The sequence below is a fragment of the Rubripirellula obstinata genome, from assembly GCF_001642955.1.
GTDB lineage: Bacteria > Planctomycetota > Planctomycetia > Pirellulales > Pirellulaceae > Rubripirellula > Rubripirellula obstinata.
Window position 1 is genome coordinate 1 of the sequence record NZ_LWSK01000060.1, and the last position, 20829, is coordinate 20829.

Below are 20829 nucleotides of genomic sequence, written 5' to 3' on the forward strand. Positions count from 1 at the left end.
GCCATACTGATTGTTTAGTCCCTGATCGCCAGCATGTAGGCCGTAGCGAGCCATAGCGAGTTACGGCAATTTGCGCACTGCCGTAACTCGCTTTGGCTCGCTACGGCCTACTTTTTATTGTTTTAATCAGCGCCGCTAATTGGCTCTGGAAGCCTACTGTGTCGCCTAACCTGCCGCGATCAGGTTTCGCTTGCGAAAGTTTCTTGGCGTCAGTCCCATTAGCGATCGGAATTGGCGGCTGAAATAATTGCTGTCGCTGAATCCGACCTGCATTGCAATTTGTGTGATCGACAGGTCGTCGCGTTCGAGCAGTTTGCAGGCTTGGCGAATCCGAATTCGGATCAGGTATTTGATCGGCGAGTGGCCCATCGTTGATTCGAACGCTCGCAAGAAGTTTCGCCGCGACATTCCAGACATCTCGATCAACTCGTCCAGCGAAATGGGGTCGGAATAGTGTCGTTCGATATGGGCGATCGTTTCCGCGATCCGCAGCAGCGACTTACTCTTGGGGTTGTGCGTTTGGTTGTAGCATCGCGATAAGAACGCGGCCAATTGCAGCAGCAAGGTGGTTGCCATGATGCCGAAGCCAGGACTCCGCTCGTCGAGTTCGGCTTCCAATTGATCGACCAACCGAATCGCTTGCACCAATTCGTGTGGCGACAATTGCAGACGGCTATTGAACTGGTGACGTTTCCGCCAAGCAGGTTCCAAGGTGAACAGTGCGTGGAAACCCGGCAGAGATTGAAGATCGCTGACGTCCATCGCCAGCTCATCGGTGTCGATCAGCACATTGATCAGACGTAGCTTGTCCAAGTCCAAATAGTCGTGCGGCCGTGACCCTCCGATGACGAAGGTGTCGCCGGCTTTGAGTCCGTAGGTGTCCTCGCCTGTGATGTGAACGCCTTGACCACCGGTGATGATCACGATTTCTGAAAACTCATGAGCATGCAGCCCGAAGGGTTCTTGTGGGTCCCTTCGCTGGACAGCGATCGGGAACCCGTCCTGGTGAAACCAGTCCTGTTTCTTTAGAATCTTGATTCTGGATAACCCGCTCTAGGTGGAAGCCTGCCGCAGTAAACCGCTGCTGGGAGAAATGGATACGCTTAGAGGCCACTGCCGGCCGGTGGCACTATCGTGCTTTTCTTGGGCACGATTGTCAAGGTTTCGCGGGTGTTTCGGGAATAAGTTCAGGGTAAATGTCGCCCAAGCCACCACTTCCATCGTCACCATTAACAACGGGGTCTTTCAATGACTAATTCCGCGAACATTCAATCCGCGTACAAGCTTGCGGTAGAGCAGTACCAATCGATTGGCGTCGATGTGGAAGCCGCGCTGCAAAAAATGCAAAAAGTTGCCATTTCCGTCCACTGCTGGCAGGGTGACGATGTCGCCGGTTTTGAAAGCGACAGCGGCGAACTGGGCAGCGGACTGGCCGTCACCGGCAACTATCCCGGTCGTGCGACCACGCCAAGCGAACTGCGTAGCGACTTGGAAATGGCGTATTCGTTGATCCCCGGCAAGCATCGTTTGAACCTGCATGCCCTGTACGGTGAATTCGACGGGCCGGTCGATCGAGACGAGATCACGCCGGCGCACTTCAGCGGTTGGATGCAGTGGGCGAAAGAGCAAGGCGTCAGCCTGGACTTTAACCCCAGCTTCTTTTCACACCCCAAAGCGGCTGACGGTTTTACGTTGTCGCACCACGACGCCGGCATTCGCCAATTCTGGATCGATCACGGCATCGCTTCGCGAAAGATCGCGGCTGAAATGGGTGCCGCCCAAGGCAACGCGTGCGTGAACAACATCTGGGTTCCCGATGGTTACAAGGACTCGCCCGCAAGCCGCAAGGCTCCTCGTCAGCGGTTGGCTGAATCGCTTGACACCATGTGCGCTGAATCGTTCGACACAAACAAGTTGCTTGACGCGGTTGAGTGCAAGTTGTTTGGCATCGGATCAGAAAGCTTTGTTGTTGGCTCGCACGAGTTCTATATGGGCTACGCGATTTCGCGGAACAAAGTGCTGTGCCTGGACGCGGGGCACTTTCATCCGACCGAAGTGATTTCGGATAAGATTTCATCGGCGCTGATGTACGTGCCTGAATTGTTGCTGCACGTTAGCCGCGGAGTCCGTTGGGACAGCGACCACGTTGTCACGTACAGCGATGAATTGCAATCGATCATGCAGGAAATCGTGCGCGGCGATTACCTTGATCGCGTCCACATTGGATTGGACTTCTTTGACGCCAGCATCAACCGCGTTGCCGCATGGGCGATCGGAACTCGGAATACTTTGAAAGCTGTTTTGGCTGCGATGTTAGAACCGTCCGCTCAATTGCAGCAATTGGAAAACGATGGCGATTACACGACGCGATTGGCGTTGATGGAAGAGCAAAAGATGATGCCGCTCGGTGCGGTCTGGAACCACTACTGTCAAACCATGGGCGTTCCCGTCGGTGCGGAGTGGTTGGAAGAGACACGCCAGTACGAGCAAACGACTTTGTCGAAACGCGATTCCGCATTGGCAACCGCCTAGGCCCCAGCGGCCCAGCGGCCCAGCGGCCCAGCGGCCCGGCGGCCCGGCGGCCCGGCGGCCAAGCGGTTCGTCGCTTTCCGATTGAATCGACAGACCGAGAAACAACCATTCGAACTACGTACGATAAGGCAAACGATGGATAACGACTCAGCAGCAGCGCCGGAATCTTCCTCCGGCACGTCGGAATACGAACGCGAACGCGTGCCCGATTCAGCTCTGCTGGGTTCGGGAAAGTTCTGGGGAATGTACGCGGGTGAACACGCCGCCGGAACAGAATTCATGATCGGGCCACTGTTCTTGGCCGCCGGCGCGAGTCTGCAAGACTTGTTGTTAGGCTTGCTGCTGGGCAATTTGCTTGCGGTTCTGACTTGGCGTTTTCTGGTAACGCCGATCGCGATGGCAAAGCGAATGACACTGTATTACCAACTGGAACGAATCGCGGGCGGTTCGTTGGTCAAGCTTTACAACGTCATCAACGGCTTGCTGTTTTGCTTTTTGGCCGGAGCGATGGTGACGGTGTCGGCGTCTGCGGTCGGCGTCCCGTTTGGGATCACCTTTGACGTTCCTGAAGCGATGTTTGGTCTCAGCAATCCTGCCTTCACCGGATTGGTTGCGATCGTTGGAATCGTGATCGCCGTGGTGGCGGCTGGTGGGTATCAGCGAGTCGCTGGTTTTGCCAACTTGGCTGCACCTTGGATGATCAGTATTTTTGCGGCTTGCGGAATCGTATCACTTGCTCAGATGGACGTGACCAACATCGCGGCGATGACGGAAGGCAAGTTCTGGGACGATGCGATTGCATTCGTTCAAGCAAAGAACGGCACCGGTTCAGAGGCCTTTGATTTTTGGCAGATCGTCGTCTTCGCATGGCTTTGCAACGGAGCGATGCATGTTGGGATGGCCGACTTGTCGATCTTCCGTTTTGCAAAACACAAATCCGCCGGCTGGGCACCTTCGATCGGAATGTTTCTGGGGCACTACATGGCCTGGATCGCAGCGGGCTTGCTGTTGGCGGCGCTCATCAAAATCTCACCGGAATTGGCGTTGGCTAGCGACGGAAAAGTGACCGCCAACCCAGGATTGTTGGCCTACGCCTCACTCGGCTGGGCAGGCATTATCTGTGTTGTGATCGCGGGTTGGACCACGGCGAACCCGACGATCTATCGAGCCGGTTTGGCGTTTCAAGGTGTGCTGCCCAAGAGTTCACGAACGGCGATGACGTTGGTTGCTGGTGCGATCGCCACAATCGCGGGTGCGTTCCCAAACCTTTCTGCACAATTGCTCGGTTTTGTCGGCACCTACGGTACGGTTCTAGGACCGATGGGAGCGGTGATCTTTGTTGACTTTTACTTGATGAAGAAATTTGGACTGCGCGACGAGTACGCGGCGCATAGCGGAACGAAGACCAACCTTGCCGTGATGATCGCGTGGTTGTTGCCCGTGGCCGTTGGACTGTATCTGATTTTGGCTCAGGGGCTGTTTGCCGCCTACGCCGTGATTCCGTGTTGGGTTGCGTGCGGAGTCATTTACTTAGTGCTTAGCAAGATGATGCAAAAAAACGGCACATCAACTGAATCCATTTCAAGCGAGGGAATCTGATTATGAATACGAGTACTAAAGTCATATCGCTCGTCGGGTTGCTCGCAACCATTGTCCCTTGCGTGCTCTTCTTCTTTGGGATCATTGGTCACGAAGCGGTCAAGTTAGCCGCATTGATCGGCACGATCGTCTGGTTCATCTCGACTCCGTTTTGGATGAATCGCAAGCTTGGGCCAGACGCGGATCGAGTCGAAATTTAGCTCTTAATCAAAGGAATATGAAATGAGTACTGCAACCAACCTAGAACTTCTTCCCGAAGTCGCCGAATTTCTCGGCCGTGGGCCTTTGCCATCTTTCGTCGGCGGAAAACCTTTTCCGGCCGCCAGCGGCAAGACGGTCGCGACAACGGATCCGGGGTCCGGAAATCAGTTGACAGAAATTCATGACTTGGATGCGTCCGAGATCGACAAGGCGGTGGATGTTGCCAACGCGGCGTTCCCGGCTTGGGCAGCGATGTCACAAGAAGACCGAAGCAGCATTCTGTTGAAACTTGCCGATGCGGTCGAAGAACACAAAGCGATCATCGGCCAAATTGAATCGCTGGACGCTGGCAAGATCGAAGCACAGGCACAAGGCGATGTGCAGAACTTTGCCGACACGCTGCGTTACTTTGTCAAACTTTCCGGGCAAGTCGAAACGCGAACGAAGCTGGACTCGCCAGGCCACGAAGCCTGGACGTTCAAGCAGCCTTGGGGAGCATGTGCATTCATCTTTCCGTGGAACTTTCCGTTCCTGTTAATCGGCTGGGGAATTTCGCCAGCCTTGGCAGCGGGCAACACGGTCGTGATTAAACCGGCCGAAGATACTTCGTTGTCAGCAATCTACTTGGCGGAATTGGCAACCAAGATCGGTGTGCCTGATGGTGTGATCAACGTCGTCACCGGTCGCGGTGCCACTGCGGGTGCTGCATTGACGGCCAACACCCAGATCAAACGAATGTCGTTCACCGGTTCGCCCGAAGTCGGACAATTGGTTGGCGAAGCGTGTGGTCGCAACCTGGTTCCCGTCAAACTTGAACTCGGCGGCAAGGGTGCCGCAGTGGTCTTCGACGATGTGGATGTTGCGGCGACTGCAAAGGCATTGGTCGGTGCGATCACGTTCCACAGCGGTCAAGTCTGTTGCGATGCAACGCGTTGGTTGGTTCATGAAGACATCTATGACGAATTTTTAAGTCAGTGCGTTGATCGCATGAACGAAGTCAAGGTCGGTCACCCGCTGGATCCCAACAGTGACATGGGGCCGGTCGTGAACGCCAAACAATTTGATCGAGTTTTGTCGTACTTGGAAAAAGGCCAAGCCGAAGGAGCGACCTGCGTGTGCGGTGGCAGCAGTGCGACGGTCGAAGGCCACACCGGGCATTACATCATGCCTGCGTTGTTGGCGGGCGATCTTGATAACGTCGCGGCACGCGAAGAAATTTTTGGGCCGGTTGCCTACGTCGCAAAGTTCGCGGACGAATCCGAAGCGATTAAGATGGTCAACGACACAGATTACGGTTTGGCGAACAGTGTGTGGACGAAAGACATGGACCGCGCCAAACGAGTCGCCGAATCGATGGTCGCGGGCAACAGTTGGATCAATGCTCACAACGTTTTTGCACAGGGCGTGCCGTATGGCGGAGTCAACAAGAGCGGGTTGGGTGGTGGCGTTTTGTCGGTCGAAACTTTGATGGATTATTATCGCAGCACTTCCGTTGTGCGACCTTTGTAGAAGCGATTGACAATGATAAACCGCTGCGCAGGCAAGAGATGGACGTCCATCCCTCACTTACGCGTTCGGGTCACCATTGTCAGGCTCGACTTTGAAAAAAATTCATTCCTTGGTTATGACCGTTAAGGCGGATAAGACAATCAGTAAACTGCAGAACTACATCGGCGTCGACTTGGGTGCTGAAAGCGGCCGCGTCATGGTTGCCGGTTTCGATGGCAAACAAGTTTCCCTGACTGAAAAACACCGCTTTGCAACCGGAGGCGTTCGGATCAACGATACGCTTCGCTGGGATGTGCTGCATTTTTGGCGCGAGATTCAAACCGGACTTGGAAAAGTCGCCGCTGGTGGTTTTGAAAACCTGGTCAGCGTCGGTGTGGATACCTGGGGCGTCGATTATGTCTTGCTGGGCGAAGACGACGAAATGCTGGGGCTGCCTTGGCATTACCGCGACACCCGGACACGGGGAACGCTGGACAAAGTTGCCAGCGAAGTGCCTCTGCAGGAAGTATTCTCGGTGACCGGGAATCAGTTCATGGAGATCAACACGCTGTTCCAACTCTACGCGGCTTCTCGCAGCGGCGATTGGCTCAACCAGGCGAAGTGTTTGTTGACGATTCCCGATTTTTTTCACTGGTGTCTCAGCGGTGCAAAGAAGACCGAATTCACCAACGCGACCACGACTCAGTGCCTTGATCCAACCACCTGCGATTGGTCAAAACCGTTACTGGATCGTTTGAAGATTCCGTCACACATGCTTTGTGACGTCATCCAGCCGGGCGATTCATTGGGATCGTTGCAACCGTCGGTGTGCCAAGAAACCGGTTTGCCGCCGATCAATGTCGTTGCCCCCGCGACCCACGACACTGGTTCAGCCGTGGTCGCGGTTCCCGTCGATCCGTCATGGGGTAACAACTGGGCCTACATCAGTTCAGGGACGTGGTCATTGGTGGGCGTTGAAACCGATACACCGATCCTTAGCAAAGAAGCGTTGGCGATGAATATCACCAACGAAGGCGGCGTGGATGGATCTTGGCGACTGCTGAAAAACGTGGTTGGACTTTGGTTGGTGCAACGTCTGAAAGCGTCGTTCGAGCGAGCCGGATCGACGCGGACCTACGAAGAGATCACTCAAGGTGCCGCTCAGGCACCGTCGTTGGTTTCGTTTATCGATCCCGAAGACAGCAGCTTTATGAATCCGCCGGACATGATGGTAGCCGTCGCGGAATTTTGTCGCCGCACCAACCAACCGGTGCCCGAAACCGAAGCCAGTGCTGTTCGCTGTGTCTTGGAAAGTTTGGCGATGAAGTATCACAACGTTTTGGATTCAATCGCGGAACTATCCGGCCGCAAAATTGACGTGATTCACGTCGTCGGCGGCGGTGGTCGAAACGCTTTGTTGAACCAGTTCATTGCGTTTGCTTGCGGCGTTCCCGTGATCGCGGGACCTGTGGAAGCAACGGTGCTGGGCAACGTTTTGGTTCAATGTCGTGCCGCCGGGCAACTCGGTTCGCTGAACGAGATTCGTGAAGTGGTCCGCAATTCGTCAGACCTGGTTCAGTTTGATCCTGAACATTGCGAAGCCTGGGCAGCAGCACAAGAGAAGTTTGACGCGATCTGTTCGGCCAACACCCTTTCAACCCCCGTCGCATAAATTGGTGTCGCATAAATTGACCATCCAGCCACGTCGAAACCTGCTTCATCCTCGCGATGAAATCATGCGGACGATGGATCGAATCTATCGTTACCGAATGACCACGACGTCGGGCGGTAACCTTTCGATCCGAGACGACAACGGCGACATCTGGATCTCGCCTGCGCGAGTGGACAAAGGCAACCTGACGCCGAAAGACATCGTTTGCGTTCGAGCCGATGGAACCGTTGACGGCTTGCACCCGCCGTCTTCGGAATTTCCGTTTCATAAAGCGATCTACGCAGCCAGGCCAGACATTCGTGCGATCGTTCACGCCCATCCGGTCGCTCTGGTTGCGTTCAGCATTTGCCGCAGCACTCCCAATCCGCGTTTGTTCCACCAAGCGTTTCGAGTCTGTCGCAAAGTCGGTTTCGCTCCCTACGCATGTCCAGGCAGCGATGCATTGGGGGAAAGCATTGCAAAGACCTTCACCCAAGGCTGCGACAGCGTGATCCTGGAAAACCACGGCGTCGTCGTCGGCGGCGATTCGATGGCAGACGCTTTCCAGCGATTCGAGACGTTTGAGTTTTTGGGGAAAACACTCGTCAAAGCCAATCGGTTGGTCAAGGCTTATGACCTACCGGGCATTCGTTACCTGAAAGACGAAGATTTTGCGCAGGCTCTCGACCGCGGTGCCCCGTTTGAATCCTACGATCCGCCCGCACCGACGGCTCGTGAACAAGAACTACGAAAAGAGTTGTGCGAATTTGTCAAACGCGGCTGTCGCCAAAGGTTATTGATCAGCACCGAAGGAAGCTTTTCGGCTCGTGTTTGCAAGGATACATTTCTGGTAACGCCGACCGGAAAAGATCGCGAGCATCTTCGTGCCGAGGACATTGTTCTGGTCAGTGCTAATGGACGCGAAACCGGCAAGATGCCAAGCACCGCCGCGCGGGCTCACCAAGCGATCTACGAAAGACATCCCGGCGTCCAATCGATCGTCTTTGCGCATCCGATCGTGGCAACGGCGTTCAGCGTGACGGATTCAAACTTGGATGTGCGGACGATTCCAGAGAGTTATGTTTTTCTCTATGATGTGCAACGAGTTCCGTATGGATTGCATTACGGCGACGCCAGTAAATTGGCATCGTACGTTTCGGAATCTGCTCCGACGGCGCTGCTGGAAAATGATGGAGTGGTGATTACGGGCAAGACAATTCTGGATGCCTTTGATCGCCTAGAAGTTTTGGAATCCACGGCGGAAGCCGTGATTGATGGTAATGCGATTGGCGACATTTCCACGATGCCCGATGCGGTCATCGACGAACTCTGTGCTGCATTCAACTTAGGTTAAAGATGTTTATTGAAAATCCTGACGTCGTTCTAATTGGCAGCGGAGTGATGTCCGCTAACCTTGGCGCACTTCTCAAAAGAATTTCGCCCGACCTGAAGATCCAACTTTTTGAAGCGTCCAGCGAACTGGCCCAGGAAAGTTCCAACGCTTGGAATAACGCCGGAACTGGACACGCTGGTTTGTGCGAACTGAGCTACACGCCCGATCAGAATGCGGACGGTTCAGTTGATGTTACGACCGCGGTAAAGATCTTTGAACAGTTCGAGCAATCACGACAATTCTGGGCTCACGCGGTCGCATCGGGAATGATTGACACACCGAGCGACTTCATTAATCCGGTGCCCCATATCAGTTTTGTTCACGGGCAAACACAAGTTGATTTCCTAACGGCTCGTCACGCCGCGTTGTCAAAGCATCATTTCTTTGACCAGATGGAATTCACAACCGATCCAAATGTGATCCGCGATTGGGCACCGTTGTTGGTCAACGGCCGCGCCGACATGCCCATCGCCGCCACTCGCGTGATGGACGGAACGGACGTCAACTTTGGTGAGATCTCGCGGAAACTGATTCATTGGCTAGGCGAACGTGACGGATGCAATGTCGCAACCGATGCTCGCGTGACCGACCTGACACGGACTGCTCGCGGATGGGATGTCAAAGTCAAAAACACCGTCACTGGTGCTCAGTCGGTAACCTCGGCCAAGTTTGTCTTTGTCGGTGCGGGTGGCGGCAGCTTGCCTCTGCTGCAGAAATCCGGCATTCCTGAAAGTAAAGGTTTCGGCGGCTTCCCCATCGGCGGCCAGTGGATGGTTTGCGACAACCCAGATCTCGTCGCCCAGCACCAAGCGAAGGTCTACGGGCAAGCACAAGAAGAAGCACCCACCATGGCTGTGCCTCACTTGGACACGCGAGTCATCGATGGAAAGAAGTCGCTTTTGTTCGGTCCGTTCGCGGCGTGGACAACCAAGTTCTTGAAGGATCAGGGCAGCCTGGGCGATCTACCGTTTTCGATCCGTCCCGACAATATCCTTTCGCTCTTGAAAGTCGGCGCGTACAACATTCCGCTGGTCAAGTACCTGATCAAAGAAGGGACGCAGAGCATGAGCAAACGCGTCAAGCTGCTGCGAACCTTTTACCCGGAGGTCAACGAAAGTGACTGGCGGCTGGAGAGCGCCGGCATTCGCGTTCAGGCGATCAAGCGAGAAGATGGCGAAGCAGGGATCGTCCACTTCGGCACTGAAATTGTCACCGATCAAGACAAGTCAATTTCAGCTTTGTTGGGTGCATCGCCCGGTGCGTCCGTATCAGTCGCCTTGATGCTAGAACTGATCAAAGAATGCATGCCGAATCTGTTGGAATCCGCCGAAGCGTCAGAGACGCTAAAGCAGATGATCCCAACGCATGACGTCCCGCTACAAGAGCCATCGCAGGCAGATCACTTCCGCGAAGTCCACCAAGGCTGCACAGAGTTATTGCAACTAACCGTTTGACCCAATAGACCCAGATGTAGGCCGTAGCGAGCCTTAAGCGAGTTACGGCAACACCGCTGATGCCGCCAATGCCGTAACTCGCTAAGGCTCGCTACGGCCTACTTTGCTCGTCGGCGTGATGATCCACGGCTAGATCCGATAGATGTAGGCCGTAGCGAGCCTAAGCGAGTTACGGCAGCACCGCTGATGCCCGCCGATGCCGTAACTCGCTAAGGCTCGCTACGGCCTACTTTGGGAACTCAATGCAAGGCCCGGAATTCGCCGCCTGATTCGGACGCAAGCGTCTTTAAGAACGTTTCGGTGGGGCCGCTGACGGACACGCCGATTGTGTTGAAATTCACGTGACGGAAACGATTGCGATGCAGGATATCTTGGACGATCTTCGTCGGCGCGATGATTGGACCGACCGTTGGTTGGCCATCGGTTAGCAAATATACGGCTTCCAGGTCATCGGAAAACTCAATTGAATTGCGAAGCGCCGTGTACGTGTTGGTTTTATCACCAAAACTTAAACGCTTGATAAACTTGATCGCCTCCAATTTGTTTTCCTCACTGGCAGCGACCAAGTCCTCGCGCCAAGTTCGCACCACCGTTTCGTAAAACATGATTGCAAACTCGGTGTCGGGATCCAGGTCGGTGATCGCGCGAATCAATTCCACCTTCGCACGTTGCAACCGTGTCATGCCCGCCGAATACTCTTCCATGCTGCCGGAATGATCGATGATGAACATCAAACGCTTGGCATACAGTTCCATCCCGTAGTACTGCCGCTTTTTAGAAAAACGCAATCGGTCCAACGATTCCGAAGACCCACTTGATGGTTGCAGCACAATGCTTGTTTTTTTCGCTGGTTCAGTTGACTCACTTTTCTGTTCGGAAAGCCGAGTCGCCGGTTTTGTCATGGACTCTTTCCAAGCGTGGTAGCGATCTAGATCCTCACCAAAATCGCTTTCCTCGACTTCATCAAGCAATCGATCGATCTCGTGCCGCAATTGGCCGTCAAAGTCGTGACGCCAATCCGTCAAAATTTCAATCGCGAGCGGATCTTCCATCTGAGCGAGGGATCGAACGAGGTTGAATCGATAGCCGTAGGTGAGGTCAAACGCGGGGTCGGATTTCAAATTCGCAATCGCTTCAATGGCATTTGAAAACTTGTTCTTCCCTAGCACGTCGGCGGCCAACATCGATATCCCCGAATGCTTGTTCGACAACAGTTCGATCAAACACTCCCCGGCATCTTCTCGCTGCGTCGATCCGATCAGATACAATTGGCCAGTGATGCTGATCGGAGGCATCGCCGGTAATTCGCCTTCGTCAACCTTCAATTCTGATTCAAGCTGCTTGCAGTTCAGTTTCGCTGCTTCGATCAACTCGGGAAGATAACGGAAGGTATTCCTTGCCGATTGCTGAATTTCCATCGTCGCCTGCTGGCGAATCGCTTCCGACTTGCCGGTCAATCTCGCCAAGACTCGCCGATCCAGCCTTCCGGGCACCGCCGCAAAGACGGTGGTGCAAAACATCAGGGTAAATAAACCGAATGCGATCGCGACGAGCCTATTCTGACTTCGCATGGTCAAAATTCCGACGGGGTAGCGGGCGCAGGCACGCCAATCAGCAGACGTTTTTGTAGGCCGTAGCGAGTGAAACGAGTTACGGCATTCTGCAGCCCTACTGTAACACGCTCCACTTTCACGTCCTATTTTTTTGAGCCTCCAGCCGATTAGCTTGCCTGCACCCGGCAGTAGCGTGGACAAATACTAAGTATACCGATCTCGCCGAGCATTTGTGCATGTTTAATCATCCGATGCAGGGAAACTCACTTTTCAATCTGGGTTGGGCACTGAAATCCTAAACCGCTTAGGCTGTGAATAGATGAGCAATTCAAAAACTTAAACTTCAGCTATCACGGCGAAAGTTTAAGTTGAAGTTCAAGTTTACGTTTAAGAATGAGCTAAGTTCACAGCTTAGCTGCGTTAGCAAGGGATTCGCGATATCCCTTGCTAACGCTGCAGGTTGCGAAAAATGCCCAGCTTCGAAGAGTGAGTTGCTCTGTCATCCGAGTGTCGCTATCGGTAATACACCGCTGCGAAATAACCATCGCGACCTCGTGCGACTCTAGCCCCGACCATGGGCCTCCGGCCGTAGAAACTTGCGTTGCGGATCGCTTGCCTTGCGGAATACGACGAATAGCCGACTCCTTCGTACCTGGCACCCACCGGCAACGCACCGCTGCCGACGTGACGCATTCCGTAGCGAGCGTTGGAGTAACGAGACTTGTAGGGTTTGCGTAGCCGGTTGATACCGATCGCCGCCATCTTGCGACTCTTCTGCGCGGCCATCTCCTTAACGCTTAGCGAACTGGTCCGCGACTTAACGCGCTGTGCCGACGCATCGCCGGGTATCACAAACGAGATCATCAGCAGGGTCAAAAAAAACAGAATCATCCTGGGGTGTACATGAAGAGGAACATGAACACACGACAACTGACGCAGCAACATTGCAGCGTTTCCTAGACAAATAAACAGCAAGCCTCTCGCGTTTCCATGCGAAACAACTTAGACAAGATCTTTCAAACGCCCCCGATCGAATCCCGTCATAAAAAGGCCGATGCGTTTGCACTAGTCAAACGATTTGTCCAACGATTCGTGAAATCAAGACACCCTTCTGGGCGAAGCTCGTTATCGAACTTGAAAACACTTTACTTATCAAAAAAGTTCACCAGTGTTCCGCGATGGACAGATGGTGAAACGGCCGACGACTCTTCAATGGACAAAGTATCAGGCCCGCTTGAGGGACGAACCTTTACGTATCCCGAAATCGTGACGATGACTGTCGCCAAAATCACTAACACAGTCAGATAAAACTTTCGGCTGTTACGAATGAACGCCAACTTGTTGCTGCGCCCCACCATCGCTGCCGCTAAAAAGAAAACCGCAAACGCTAGGATCATCTTTGTCCCCACCAAAGCGTGGTAAAGTCCATCGCCTTTATGGTTAGGCATCGCTCGGAAGTAGTTGTAAAAACCGCTGATCAGAAACAACGCAACACCACCGTGAACGAAACGTTTCCACCGACCCGTGATCGATGCCAGCAGTGATTGGTGAACCGATTCGTCAAGCGTTTTTGCCGACGGCATCAACACCAACAACGTAAAAACGCTGCCGCCAACCAAGGTGATCGCGGTGGCGATATGAACAATTCGAGAAACAACGTCAATCCAAAACATGAGCTTGCTTGTTGCGAAAGTGAAGGGGGTTTTTGATGTTTATTTGGGTGGCTTGGCCGCCGTTGCGGAACGTGTGCGGACCGGGCGTCTTTTAATCGGGGCAAGTGCATGCTGCGACTGATAAGCGACTTCGGCAATCAACGCGTCCACTCGATTTCGACACACCGCGTAAATCGCCAGCGATGGGATCGCAACGATCAGTCCGCCCACTGTTGTGACCAACGCTTGATAAATGCCCTCAGCCAAATCGCCCGCACCGGCTGCACCACGCGTGGTTGCGACTTGTTGAAAGGCAAAGATCATCCCGACCACCGTCCCCAGCAATCCTACCATCGGGGCAATGTTGCCGATCACCGACAAGTATTCAATCCGTCGCATTAAACGCGCAGCTTGCGCAGCCAGAGAATCTTCCACAGCTTTCTCAACTTCGCTCCAGCCCATCTCCCATTCCGACAAACCGCTCAACAACACCACGCTCAACACGCTAGGGCTTCGCCGGCACGCTGCATCAGCTTCGGCGACATGACCGGCCAGCAACGATTGCCGAACCGCGTCGGCTGTTCCATCAGGAATAATTTCACCACGGCGCAGCGACATCGCTTGATCAAAAACCAAGTACGCCGCACCGACGCTTAGCCCAAACAAAACCATCAGGATCATCAAGCCAGGAACGCCGCCGCTAAAAATGATGTCCAGCATCCCAGCCGAACCCTGGTCATCAACGGCGGTCGATGCCTGCGCGATTAAACTGCCGATAAAGTTGGCAGACATCATGCCGACTCTCCTTCATCAGACGCACCAGCCGACAACAAAAACTCAGCATCGGCAAGCAGCGGTTCGTCCCAATGCAATCGCAGGACGCCTTCTTTCTGCAATCGGTCAATCGTCTCGCGGTGCCGTTGCCGAATCACCTCTTCCGCGTCCTGAACCCGGCGACGACTTTGCGACCAAGACAAAACCGCCATTGCAAATAAAGCGGTAGGCAAGATCGACAGAATCAGGCTGGTCAACATCATCGCAAAATCAGGCTTGGGAAACTTGTCCAGGTCACCCGCAAAATCTCGCAGAGTCAAAAAGCTCGCATCGAAGTAACCGCGATACAGCGCGATCACCGGCCCGGACATCAGCAACCAGAAAATTGCGGTCCCGATCATCCCACACACCATTGCCGTGGTCGATGAAAACGAGATTCGATTGACCTCTTCTTCAAAGATCTGCTCGGATTTTTCTTGCAAAGTATCAATGCCTGCCAACGAGGCAACTTCACCGGTAACGTCGCGATCAGTCAGTGAAGTTGACACGTCCTGTTTCTCATGCCGCAGCTTTGACAATTCATGTCGAAAATTAACCGCCAGCGGCCCCAACCGGTCGGCCACTGCCGCAGCACTCCGCCGCCGCAACCCGTCGCGAATATCATCACTCGCATCGCGGTCGGTGGTCAGGTTTTTGGCTGATGTCCAAACGGCACCGACCAGTGACGGAAGCGAACCCGACAACGTCATCAGCACTCGGTCCCAAGCACCGTGCGTCAGGTTCAGCAGCCCCAACTGAGTCCGATAGGGGAACCAAAACCCAGCCGTTTCGGTTAACAGGTTCAAACGCAATCGCGACCGCACCGCCGCGCGAAGCGAACTGCTGTTGCCGACCAATGATTCCGCAACCTCCGTCGGCAGTGCTTTTGCTTCGCGGTTGAGCCGCGTGACGGCACCTGTTAGGTCAGGCAAATGATCGACCAGCGTTGCATGCAGTGCCCATCGAAACCTCGCATCAATGGCCGAAAGTCGAGTACTACGACGACGGTCGCCTTCCCATGAACTACCAATTTCCAACTGAAGACTTTCAGCAATCTTTCTAGCTGCTTCCTTTCCGACGGCTTCTTCACCGCCTCCGTTTTCGCCAGAGCCGCTGCTGACATCAAAGTCTTCCACCACCACGGCCGGCGCGATCTTACTGGTCGGCGCGATACTTCGCATGTGAGCGACGAACGCTTCAATGTCGGCACCAAGCGTGTTGTCGTTCTCTCGACTTCGCACCGCATTGACCACCGGGATCACGATCGTGCCCTCGCTAGCCGCCGTGGTCAACGAAACAGTTTTGCTACGCAGTTGGTCTCGACGCACGACCATCAACAACACCGACGCAAGCGAAAGAGCTCGCTGAGCCACCGCAGCAATCGCGCGGCGTTCGTCAGTCAAGCCTGGTGCATCGACCAACAAGTACGGCATTCCGATCGATTCCATTTCGGCCGCCGGACATTGCAAAAACGTTTCGTGTCGCGTGTCCATGTCGGCTGGCGGAAAAGGTCCAATCCAAACCAGCTTTTCAGTCGCTTCATCCAAATTGTTTCCACTTCGCACGGCACTGGCAGCCGAAGAACCGCGAATCATTTGTCGAATCAGCCATGATTTCCCCTGTCCCGTTGCGCCGACGACAGCAATGACGGTCAAGCCACGGCTACGATCGTCCAGAATCATGCGGCGGGCTTCGTTGTGCTGGTCACACAACTCGATGACCTCGCGTCCCGCTTCGCTTTCGCCCAGCACGCTTGCAGCGGACCGCCGCACACGCGACAAAAACACCTGTCCCGGCGGAGTGATCGATGGATCGTCACTTGAATCGTTCAAGTTCATTCTTTTCAATGTGAGTGAAAGTTACCTAATTCCGAGGCAGCAACTTCTGCAGTTCCTGTTTGAACTCGTCTCTGATTTTGTAAACCGCCAGTGCTGGACCGCTGGCCGAACGAGCGATGATTTTTGGCGGCGGCAACTTTTCTTTCGTGCCGCCCACTTCGATCGTCGGCGGCGAATCAACTCGCGCGACGCCAAAGGTATCACACAGCACTGCTTGAAAGTCGGCCGCTTGCTGACGAGCGGCCTGTTGTTCGACGTTGCGAGTGTTCTGTTTGCCAGCCCAAGCGGTCGCGAAAGCGGTCAGTCCGCCCGCGATGAATAGTTCAGACATCGAAGCCGACGCGATCAACGTGGTGCCAAAGTCCAATGGAATCGCCAAGACGCCGCCGAACGTCGCCAGCAACGCACCCAGCGGTGTCAGCCCCACCAACAACTTTTTACCGCGCGGAATCTCGCTCCACATCTGACGCACAGCCTCGTCCAACCGTCGCGGATCAAGCGAAGTGAAATCGTCACGCTCGAAACGCAAAATCGCTGCCTCGGCCGCGTCCGTCCACTGCCCCAACTTCTTCGAGTTTCCGGCACTGGCACTTGAATCACTGGCACTTGAATCATCGCCATCCAATTCGTCCCGCGTATCAGCGACAGAATCGCTTAGCGAAATTGGCGGCCAATGCGTAAGCTTTGACGATCCACCATGTCGTTCAATCGCTTGCACCAATCGCATCGGAGTCAGGATCGCGCCACTGTCGCCGCTGCGGAATTTTCCCTTCAAATCATCGGCTGTCCGCTGAGCGATGGCGGAGGGTGTCAGGTTCCGTAAAAAACTTCCCGCGCCGCCAAACATCCCACGCAATTTCGCATTCATCCGAACGCCCCACCTAGCGTACCAGGGCGCGGTGATCGCGAACGATTCGGACAATTGCCGGATAATTCGTTCGCTTTGATGCAGACGCAATTCGGCAATTTCTACACCGACTTCACGATGAGCGAAAAAGTCCAAGGTCGCCCCCAGCAGACAACGTTGCGCCATGGCGGTTTGATGAAGACTTAGGTCCGCCGCCTTGTCAACTTGATTGAATCCCTGATCCCAAATCGATCGCCGCAAATTGTTTTCAAGCGAATAGCGAAACGACTCGAACAGCACTCCGCGATCAAGTCGCTTGGGCAACGCCTGCAGCATTCGATCATCGTCAATCGCGGCCGGCGGATTTTCCTCGGTTGCCGAGCGGAGCGAAAAGAAAACGGGCAGCGAATCAGTTTCGGGGTCCATCGCACGAGCGATCACGTCTTCGGGTGCCGGAATGTACGGACGGCTGGCTGGTATTTCAAAATCATAAGCGGCATAAATTGTGTCGATGCCATGTGCCCTGGCCAACGGATCAAACGTCTCAAAGACTTGGTCGGGTGTTTGACGCGGCCGAACCTTGTTGACGGCCAACATTCGCGGAATCCCCGGCATCAAATCCGATGAGACTCGCAACAGGTCGCCCAACGTGGCGTCACGCGACGAGTTGGCCGAGGAAACGACTAGGAAAGCGGAACACAAGGTCGCAGCTTTTCCCAACACTTGACGACGCTGTTCAGGCGACCCCAACCCGAACGCTTCGTCGGAAACAATGTCGGGGCAATCCAACAAACCGATGCCAACTTCGTCCAACATCGGATCAGTCCCGACCAGCGGCACCGAAAGTAGATCGGCGTCACCGTCACGGTTGTTGTACTGGGCATGCGCTTCATCGATGTCATCGCTTAGCATTTCCGGCGGACGGCCGATCGCGTCCCCGATCCGCTGCATCAGCAAACCATACAGCTCGCTGTCTTTTTCCCATTGCGATGGAAGCCACAGAATGAACCGATGAGTGCCTTCGTGGTTGCCATCTCCACGCAGCGTCCGACGACGCCCATGTTCGCTTAGGAACGTTGCCACCAGCGAAGTCTTGCCACTGTTCAGCATTCCGGCGACGGCCACGGTCGGCCAGTTCACCAACTGTTCAGCCGTCTGCAATTGACGACCCGACGATCGAACCACCGACGACAGATCTTCGACTTGTTTTTCTGCGGGCGATTTTCCAGATGATGTTTCAGCCGATTTTTCAGCCGATTTTTCAGTCGCGATCCGCCGCAGCGAACCTAGAAAACTCTCGCGACGTTCCCCCGGATAGACTTGTTGGATCGCAGCACGTTGATCATCGTCCTCCAACAAAGACAGCAGCGACGACCAATCGATCGACGCTGGATGAGCTGAATTGGTGGATCCAAATAGTTTCATAAATACGGGTTCTTAAACTTCGTTTTCTAGCGTTTTGTTTTCAAGCGTTTCATGGTCTTGCTTTGCCACATCGTTTCCGTTGGATGACGACTTCGCATCGCTGTAGACGACTTCCCACCAGTGGATGGCGTCCGATTCCGTCCACGAAACTGCATCGGCACACGATCGCAAGGCCGAAGCCAATTCGTCGATGCTTTGCGGGCGGTCCTTGGGGTCTTTCCTCAGGCAACTCATCAGGACGTTCTGCAAATCGTCAGGCAGCTTTGATTCTAGTCGATTTTCAGGCCTTAGCGGCATCTCGTTCAGTTGTTTCATACAAATGTCAACCGAACCGGTGCCTTCAAAGATAGGCTTCCCGGTCAGCAACGCGTAGCCCACCGCGCCCAGCGAATACAGATCACTCAACGCATCCGATTCCGTCGCATCGCGAACACACTCGGGCGACATATACATTGGCGTCCCCGTGATCGTGTCGGATTGGGTCAGCGATTGATCTTCCGCGGTCGAAGTGATGCTTTTGATTAGCCCAAAATCAAGCACCTTGATCCAATCGATCACACCGGCTTCGGACGTCAACAATATATTCGCAGGCTTGACGTCGCGATGCACCAATCCACTCAGGTGAGCCTCCCGCAGCGAGCCGCAAATCTGCAACAACAAGTGAATCACTCGGGCCGGCGGTTGAGCGCCGAAGTGATCGATCAATTGCTGCAGCGTGATGCCATCGACAAACTCCATCACGTAGAAAAACGTTCCATCGTCGGCGCGTCCATAGTCGTAAATATGGATCGTGTTGGGATGTCGAAGCGATGCCGTCAACTGCACCTCTCGCTCGAACCGAGTGATGGAATCTGGGTTAATCAACGACGCGGAACCAGACGCAGCGGATCCCGATTTCATCGACCCTGTTGTTGACCCCGTGTCACGACCGGTCAGCACCTTGATCGCGACCGGACGCCGCAGCAGTTCATGCTTCCCGCGATACACGGACCCCATACCGCCACGCCCCAACATTTCACCGAGTTCATATCGCCCGAAACGTCGGTGGTTGATGTTGTCTTCATCTGAATTATTGTTCGTCGCGTTAAAGTGATTCCCTTCGTTTCTGAAACCGAAAAACAACAACCCGGCTAGAGCAATTGCAAACATTGCCAGGGCTGCAAAGAAGCTGCGATTCAAAAAACGTGCCGGTGCAAGCACCTCGTCCACATCGGCTTCGGTTGCAATTCCCATCTGATACTTAGGCAACCAAGTCCAAACCCCGACGACTTTTACTCCGCGATAATCGTTGTACCCAGTCAGGTTTTCACTACTGCCACCGCGAGTCGCATGGTCAGCCATGACCGTCAATCGATGCTCGTTGGGCGAAGTCGTCGGCCTCTGTCCTGACACAATGTTTACACCAGGATCACGGACCATCACGTTTAGCGTGCTGACGATGTTTGGATCTTCTGGCAACATCCCGGCCGAACGCAGTTGGTCCTCGAACCTGCTTTGGCTCAGCATGACACCTTCACGATCAAACGCATAGGTTTCTCCGCTGGCTCCGGTGCGAGCGATCGTCAGCAGTTCGGAAAAGCGGTCCAGCGGATCGATCAGCATCACCAAGTTTCCGACCACTTGCTCTTCTTCCAACAGCGACATCATCGCGCCCATGACGGGACCGCCGGGAACCGATAGCGGACCTGTCGATGTGATCGCGACCTCCGATTGGAACGGCAGCAAAATCGTTGGCTCGCGAGACATGACCGATCGTCGGGCGTGGTCGGAAATCGTCACAGGTTGCCCGACCAGGTTGTCGATGCTGGACGCAACGACGGTGTCGCGAGTGTTCGTGATGCACCAACCGATGTGCTTGTCAGAATGCAAGGCTTGCTTCAGTTCGGAGAATTCATCAAGCCCGACCAGATCTTTGTTGTCCCACTGGAAACTGAGATCCGACTTTGCGATCAGTTCAACGGCCGGCTTCTGCACGGCGTCGTTGGACGCCATGGTCGCAACGTAGTCTTCTTCTGATGCGAACCAATTCTGCAACACGGCCACGTTCGCCGACAAAACGGCCTGCAGTGAATCACGAGCGTTCTGCTGGGTAGAAGCCAGCACGGTTCGGCCGATCCACCACGAAGCGATCAGGAACAGCAATGCCAACGATGCGACGGTGACTAGGACTGCTCGGCGGATCGGAGAGTACTTGCGTTTCCGAGATCGCATGCCGCCACCAAGCGAATTGCCAAGCGAATTGCTCAGTGAATTGCTAAGCGAATTGCCCAGTGAATCAAGTTGTCGCCGAAGAGAATGCATGCCGCTGATTGTCTCTCACGGAGCTCCCCTGGAAAAGTGCCCGACAATTAGTTCACCCGACAATTAGTTCACCCGCCAAAAG

Annotated in this window: 15 protein-coding genes; 7 read left to right on the forward strand and 8 right to left on the reverse strand. The window is 54.4% G+C overall.

Annotation, left to right across the window (positions count from 1 at the left end; genetic code table 11):
• Positions 1 to 165: 165 nt before the first annotated feature.
• A complete protein-coding gene (locus tag RC85_RS15330) occupies positions 166 to 1038 on the reverse strand; it encodes a helix-turn-helix domain-containing protein (RefSeq protein WP_068264390.1) in 873 nt (290 codons plus the stop codon).
• A 210-nt stretch (positions 1039 to 1248) separates the two neighbouring features.
• On the opposite strand from RC85_RS15330, the gene RC85_RS15335 reads away from it, so the two are divergent.
• From RC85_RS15335 to mqo, 7 genes are all read left to right on the forward strand, one after another.
• The gene (locus tag RC85_RS15335) at positions 1249 to 2532 is read left to right on the forward strand and encodes an L-rhamnose isomerase (protein ID WP_068264392.1); all 1284 of its coding nucleotides are present in this window, start codon (positions 1249 to 1251) and stop codon (positions 2530 to 2532) included.
• A gap of 135 nt (positions 2533 to 2667) precedes the next feature.
• Entirely contained in the window at positions 2668 to 4131 is a 1464-nt protein-coding gene (locus RC85_RS15340) for a purine-cytosine permease family protein (protein WP_068264394.1), read from the forward strand.
• Between the two features lie 2 nt (positions 4132 to 4133).
• On the forward strand, positions 4134 to 4331 hold the full coding sequence (locus tag RC85_RS15345; RefSeq protein WP_068264396.1) for a hypothetical protein: 198 nt from the start codon (positions 4134 to 4136) through the stop codon (positions 4329 to 4331).
• A gap of 22 nt (positions 4332 to 4353) precedes the next feature.
• A complete protein-coding gene (locus RC85_RS15350) occupies positions 4354 to 5841 on the forward strand; it encodes an aldehyde dehydrogenase family protein (RefSeq protein WP_068264398.1) in 1488 nt (495 codons plus the stop codon).
• A gap of 115 nt (positions 5842 to 5956) precedes the next feature.
• A complete protein-coding gene (locus tag RC85_RS15355) occupies positions 5957 to 7492 on the forward strand; it encodes a rhamnulokinase (protein WP_068264400.1) in 1536 nt (511 codons plus the stop codon).
• Positions 7493 to 7496: 4 nt separating this feature from the next.
• Entirely contained in the window at positions 7497 to 8825 is a 1329-nt protein-coding gene (locus tag RC85_RS15360; RefSeq protein WP_420821372.1) for a class II aldolase/adducin family protein, read from the forward strand.
• A gap of 2 nt (positions 8826 to 8827) precedes the next feature.
• A complete protein-coding gene (mqo, locus tag RC85_RS15365; RefSeq protein WP_068264401.1) occupies positions 8828 to 10318 on the forward strand; it encodes a malate dehydrogenase (quinone) in 1491 nt (496 codons plus the stop codon).
• A 239-nt stretch (positions 10319 to 10557) separates the two neighbouring features.
• Here mqo and RC85_RS15370 read toward each other — a convergent pair whose 3' ends face one another.
• The 7 genes from RC85_RS15370 to RC85_RS15400 all read right to left on the reverse strand — a co-directional run bounded on the left by RC85_RS15370 (position 10558) and on the right by RC85_RS15400 (position 20747).
• Positions 10558 to 11889: a VWA domain-containing protein gene (locus RC85_RS15370; protein ID WP_084422712.1), complete on the reverse strand. Its 1332-nt coding sequence runs from the start codon at positions 11887 to 11889 to the stop codon at positions 10558 to 10560.
• Between the two features lie 495 nt (positions 11890 to 12384).
• A complete protein-coding gene (locus tag RC85_RS15375; protein ID WP_149752636.1) occupies positions 12385 to 12762 on the reverse strand; it encodes a hypothetical protein in 378 nt (125 codons plus the stop codon).
• A 254-nt stretch (positions 12763 to 13016) separates the two neighbouring features.
• Positions 13017 to 13544 carry a hypothetical protein gene (locus RC85_RS15380; protein WP_068264407.1) on the reverse strand — a complete coding sequence of 176 codons (528 nt, stop codon included), beginning with the start codon at positions 13542 to 13544 and terminating at the stop codon, positions 13017 to 13019.
• 39 nt (positions 13545 to 13583) lie between these two features.
• Positions 13584 to 14318, reverse strand: a complete 735-nt coding sequence (locus tag RC85_RS15385; RefSeq protein WP_084422713.1) for a MotA/TolQ/ExbB proton channel family protein — start codon at positions 14316 to 14318, stop codon at positions 13584 to 13586.
• Positions 14315 to 16174, reverse strand: coding sequence for a GTPase (locus tag RC85_RS15390; protein ID WP_068264411.1), 1860 nt, complete (start codon positions 16172 to 16174; stop codon positions 14315 to 14317). The genes RC85_RS15385 and RC85_RS15390 overlap by 4 nt, the downstream gene beginning before the upstream one ends.
• Before the next feature lie 25 nt (positions 16175 to 16199).
• A complete protein-coding gene (locus RC85_RS15395) occupies positions 16200 to 18446 on the reverse strand; it encodes a hypothetical protein (RefSeq protein ID WP_068264412.1) in 2247 nt (748 codons plus the stop codon).
• A 12-nt stretch (positions 18447 to 18458) separates the two neighbouring features.
• On the reverse strand, positions 18459 to 20747 hold the full coding sequence (locus RC85_RS15400) for a serine/threonine protein kinase (protein ID WP_068264414.1): 2289 nt from the start codon (positions 20745 to 20747) through the stop codon (positions 18459 to 18461).
• Positions 20748 to 20829 lie beyond the last annotated feature (82 nt).